The sequence below is a fragment of the Moorena sp. SIO3E8 genome (assembly GCF_010692445.1).
GTDB lineage: Bacteria > Cyanobacteriota > Cyanobacteriia > Cyanobacteriales > Coleofasciculaceae > Moorena > Moorena bouillonii.
Map to the genome: position 1 here is coordinate 1 of NZ_JAAHHM010000257.1, position 4856 is coordinate 4856.

6 protein-coding genes are annotated in these 4856 nt (G+C 43.9%); 4 read left to right on the forward strand and 2 right to left on the reverse strand.

Annotation, left to right across the window (positions count from 1 at the left end):
- Positions 1 to 296: 296 nt before the first annotated feature.
- A complete protein-coding gene (locus F6K46_RS38215) occupies positions 297 to 2780 on the forward strand; it encodes a hypothetical protein (RefSeq protein WP_293068235.1) in 2484 nt (827 codons plus the stop codon).
- On the opposite strand, the gene F6K46_RS38220 is transcribed toward F6K46_RS38215, so the two are convergent.
- Positions 2731 to 3057 (reverse strand): hypothetical protein, encoded by a 327-nt coding sequence (locus F6K46_RS38220; RefSeq protein ID WP_293068238.1) that lies wholly within the window; start codon positions 3055 to 3057, stop codon positions 2731 to 2733. The two genes, F6K46_RS38215 and F6K46_RS38220, sit on opposite strands and share 50 nt — an antisense overlap.
- 137 nt (positions 3058 to 3194) lie before the next feature.
- Between F6K46_RS38220 and F6K46_RS38225 the strand changes: the two genes are divergently transcribed.
- On the forward strand, positions 3195 to 3389 hold the full coding sequence (locus tag F6K46_RS38225) for a hypothetical protein (RefSeq protein ID WP_293068240.1): 195 nt from the start codon (positions 3195 to 3197) through the stop codon (positions 3387 to 3389).
- Between the two features lie 151 nt (positions 3390 to 3540).
- Here F6K46_RS38225 and F6K46_RS38230 read toward each other — a convergent pair whose 3' ends face one another.
- Entirely contained in the window at positions 3541 to 3684 is a 144-nt protein-coding gene (locus tag F6K46_RS38230) for a hypothetical protein (RefSeq protein WP_293068242.1), read from the reverse strand.
- 44 nt (positions 3685 to 3728) lie between these two features.
- On the opposite strand from F6K46_RS38230, the gene F6K46_RS38235 reads away from it, so the two are divergent.
- Both F6K46_RS38235 and F6K46_RS38240 read left to right on the forward strand, forming a co-directional pair.
- Positions 3729 to 3851, forward strand: coding sequence for a hypothetical protein (locus tag F6K46_RS38235; RefSeq protein ID WP_293068245.1), 123 nt, complete (start codon positions 3729 to 3731; stop codon positions 3849 to 3851).
- A gap of 130 nt (positions 3852 to 3981) precedes the next feature.
- The gene (locus F6K46_RS38240; RefSeq protein ID WP_293068248.1) at positions 3982 to 4842 is read left to right on the forward strand and encodes a transposase; all 861 of its coding nucleotides are present in this window, start codon (positions 3982 to 3984) and stop codon (positions 4840 to 4842) included.
- Positions 4843 to 4856: the final 14 nt, after the last annotated feature.

Genomic DNA, 4856 nt, shown 5'->3' on the forward strand with positions numbered 1-4856 from the left:
AACCTGGCTTGAAAACTCTCTGGCGAGGGCTTTCTACCTTTTACCATTTGTTTGAAGGTTCACAACTTGCTTCTACGTCCTAGTCTCTATCACTGTTTCGACTACTTTTGCCTAATGGATAGCTTAACAAGGGGGGAACTGGAGTTGAGGGCACTTCTGGAGGGAAATCAAACCATTCTCAAGCTTCCCCCTTATTAAGGGGGACGGGAGGGGGATCCCATTGCAGCACTACAGTTGCACAGGTCGCTCGTACCCAAATTATTGACAATTGGGTATCTCAGGATAAGCCAGAGCACTTGAAGACCATACGCGATCGCATTCTCAGAAATGAGCAACGGGCGAGTAGGCTGTTGGGATTGTATCAGCACGTATTAGATCAGAGTAGTATTGCTGCTGATGGCAGTGAAGAACAGACAGAATTAAAGCTATCGGGGTTGGTAGTGGAGCGGGATGGGTATTTAAAAGTTAACAACCGGATTTATGGCAGTGTTTTTGATCGCGATTGGGTTAAGCAAGAATTAGCGAGGCTGCGTCCCTATTCTGAAGCCTTTACTGCTTGGGTTGAGTCTGGGTGTCAGGATGAATCCCGTTTGTTGCGGGGGGTGGCGTTAGAGAATGCTCAAGCTTGGGCTAGGGGTAAAAGTTTGAGCGATTTGGATTATCAGTTTTTGGCTGCTGGTCAGGAATTAGACCGCAGGGTATTGGCAGAAGAAAGTCGGATATTAGCTAAGGCGAATGAGAATTTAACTATTGCCCAACAGGAAGCCAAACAGCTAATTCGCAAAGGTCGTACGAGATTTACTGTAGCTTCAGTTTTGACCATGGCTGTTACTATGGTGGCTGTGGTGATTGGTATCTACTCTGGGCAGCAAGTCAAGAAAGCACAAGAAGCACAGAAGGGTACCGCACTAGAACAGCAAGGGGCTAATATTCTACGACGCTTACTAAGGGATGACGTTCACTATAGCACCACCAGTGAAGAAGGGGTAGAGCTTTTATACTCAGCCATGAATACTGGGCAACAGCTATTTAATATCGTGAAAGATGGTCGCCCTTTGGATAAGTATCCTACCATTAGTCCTCTCTATGTTCTACACCAAAGTCTTAGTAAATTCAAAGAAAAGACAAAATTTCAAGGACATCAATCCTCGGTAAATAGTATCAGTTTTAGCCAAAATGGTCAGATGCTCGCTTCTGCATCATGGGACAAAACGGTCAGAGTTTGGGATTTAGAAGGAAATCAATTAGCTCTGTTTAAAGGACATCAATCCTCGGTAAATAGTGTCAGTTTTAGCCGAAATGGTCAGATGCTCGCTTCTGCATCATGGGACAAAAAGGTCAGACTTTGGGATTTACAAGGAAACCAATTAGCTCTGTTTAAAGGACATCAATCCCCGGTGTGGAGTGTCAGTTTTAGCCGAGATGGTCAGATGCTCGCTTCTGCATCAAAAGACAATACGGTCAGAGTTTGGAATTTAGAAGGAAATCAATTAGCACTCTTTGAAGGACATCAAGACTCGGTAAATAGTGTTAGTTTTAGCCGAGATGGTAAGGTGCTCGCTTCTGGATCATATGACAAAACGGTCAGAGTTTGGGATTTACAAGGAAATCAATTAGCACTCTTTGAAGGACATCAAGGCCCGGTAAATAGTGTCAGTTTTAGCCGAGATGGTAAGGTGCTCGCTTCTGCATCATCCGACAAAACGGTCAGAGTTTGGGATTTACAGGGAAATCAATTAGCACTCTTTGAAGGACATCAAGGCCCGGTAAATAGTGTCAGTTTTAGCCGAGATGGTCAGATGCTCGCTTCTGCATCATCCGACAAAACGGTCAGAGTTTGGGATTTACAAGGAAATCAATTAGCACTCTTTGAAGGACATCAAGACTCGGTAAATAGTGTAAGTTTTAGTCCCGATGGTAAAACCCTCGCTACGGCATCATCGGACAATACGGTCAGAGTTTGGGCGGTTGAAGATTTAGGTGAGATGCTGGCTCGGGGCTGTAAGTTGTTGGAAGATTACTTTGTGGATCATCCTGAAGATTTAGAAAACTTAGAGAAATGCCAAGATTCAGATGGCAAAATAGCTGCAGCTTCTGGTTTTGTCAAACAAGGTGAGGAGTTAGCCAAACAGGGGGATGTGGATGGTGCTATTGCTAAGTTCCAAAAAGCTAAACAATGGAATCCGGAGCTAGCATTAGAGCCACAGGTAAATGCAAAAGCGATCGCTCTTTTTACAAAAGGTGAGCAGTTAGCTAAAGAGGGGGATGTTGAGGGTGCTATTGCTAAGTTTAAAGAAGCAAAACAATGGAATCCGAAGCTAGAATTAGAACCAGATACAAAAGCCAAACAGCTAGCAGTACTCACTAAAGTTAAACGAGGTGAGTGGTTAGCAAAGCAGGGTGAATTAACCAAAGCCCTATCTCTCTATAAACAAGCACAACAACTAGATCCAAACCTAGAAATTTCTGCTTATTCTTGGAATCAAATCTGTTGGTTTGGTAACCTCCATGGATATGCTGCTGACGTGATGGATGCCTGTGAAAAAGCAGTAGCAAAAGATCCGGAAAATGGAAATATTTTGGATAGTCGTGGTTTGGCTAGGGCTTTGACTGGGGATACCGCAGGAGCAATATCAGATTTTCAGGCATATGTAGACTCGACCGACAATGATAAGTTGAAAGCAAAACGGCAAAAATGGATAGATGAGCTCCGGGCTGGTAAGAATCCTTTTACGGAAGAGGTGTTGAAGGGTTTACTTGAGGAGGAAGGGTGGCAATAGGCAATAGGCAATAGGCAATAGGCTGTGGAACTGGCATCTTGCCAGTGTCATGCTTATTGTCGGGCGGGCAGGATGCCCACTCTACTGCTATTGAAACTGGCAGTAGAACTGGCATCTTGCCAGTGTCCATAGATAGTCGGGCGGGCAGGATGCCCACTCTACTGCTATTGATTAGGCAAGAGGCAAGAGGCAAGAGGCAATAGTTTCCCTGCTCCCGACTCCCGACTCCCGACTCCCGATTCCCGACTCCCGAAAAATTTGTAACAAAATTTTTCAAAATATGTTATAATATAATATTTTTGTGCTATAGTATAAGAGTGGGCGCTGAGACGCCCAGAGTCAAGAGCTAGCCCGGCGAGTGTCCAAAATCAACGGGCTAGCTCTGGCTCCCCTAAAAAAGGAGACAATTTGATTATGAGTTATTGTGAACGCCTTCATCCATGGGTGGTCATTAGGCTGTTACCACAAATGCAGCGAGTTGTTGTTGCTCGCTTCCGCAATCGATCGGATGCCGAGGGACATTTGTGGGCCCTGAAACGATTAATGCCCGATGCGGAATTTATAATTATTTTTGATGTTGGTAAGAATCCAATGGATCAGGAATCGTAAATTATCAATAGTAGGGAACAGGGAACAGGCAACAGGGAACAGGGGATCAGGAGGGAGATTACCTAGGAAAATGTTGTTTTTTGATAACTGATTGTAGCGTTTCTCGCAGTTATCAGGTACATTATTCTTTGACCTTGATTCCCTGTTTTGATTAAGCGATCGCTATTCCATTTCCCTGCTCCCTGGTCCCTGCTCCCTGCCTTACAAGGGTAGGTTTTTTACAAAGGGGCGAGTAGGTACTTTGATTGTCTTGATGCAGTCGCTCATGGGGGAAACCCCCAAGACCGCGCTGCATCGCTACGTATAAATTACTCAAAATATGTATCAAAATACACACTAATGTCCGGGATAATTCTCCCCATTTCCCGCTTTTCCCGATTCCCGATTCCCGATTCCCGATTCCCGATTCCCGATTCCCGATTCCCGACTCCCGACCCAAATGTAAAAAACCTACCCCTGTGAGCTGCTCCCTGCTCCCTAAAACCCAAATATTTGTACCTCATGGGTATAAGACTTGCTATATTTTGTTTGTACTTGACATATTACGCTAACCGTGTTAGCGTAATTATATAACAGAAGAGGTCGAGTTCTGATGATCATACTTGAGTTTAAAGCCTACGGTAAACCCCATCAATATCAAGCTATAAACGAAGCAATTCGGACGGTTAAATTTATCCGGAATAGCTGCATTCGTTTATGGATAGATAACAAAGGGACAGGGAAATACGACCTTAGCAAGTACTGCAAAATACTAGCTAAAAAATTCCCGTTTGCCAATGAACTAAACTCTACTGCTCGACAAGCTGCGGCTGAAAGAGCATGGTCATCAATTTCTCGCTTCTTTGAAAACTGCAAGAAAAAAGTACCTGGCAAGAAAGGCTATCCTCGTTTTCAGAAACACTGTAGGTCGGTTGAGTATAAGCAATCAGGATGGAAACTTTCCCCTGACAAGAAAACAATTACATTCAGTGACAAGAAAGGAATAGGGAAGTTAAAACTCAAGGGTACCTGGGACTTATGGCGCTTTGACAAAAAGCAAATCAAACGGGTTCGCATTTTTAAAAGGGCTGATGGTTATTATGTTCAGTTTTGCATCTCTGTGACGAACGAAGAACAATTAGACCCGGTTGACGCTACTGTAGGATTGGACGTAGGACTAAAAGAATTCTATACCGATTCTAGGGGAAATACTGAACCCAATCCCATATTTTACCGTAAAGGAGAAAAGCGACTAAAGTTTTACCAACGTCGAGTTTCTCGAAAAAAGAAAGGCTCTGCTAACCGTAAGAAGGCCGTTAATAGATTAGGTAAACAGCACCTCAAAATAAGTAGGCAGCGTAAAGAACATGCCAAGAGACTGGCTAGAAGTTACCGCAAGAAGAGTGCAGCCTTTATAGTTGGTAGGCTATGCATCAAAGGTAACAGGTTTTGTTGTAAGGCTGCACTCTTCTAAGGTTTCGTCTCCGG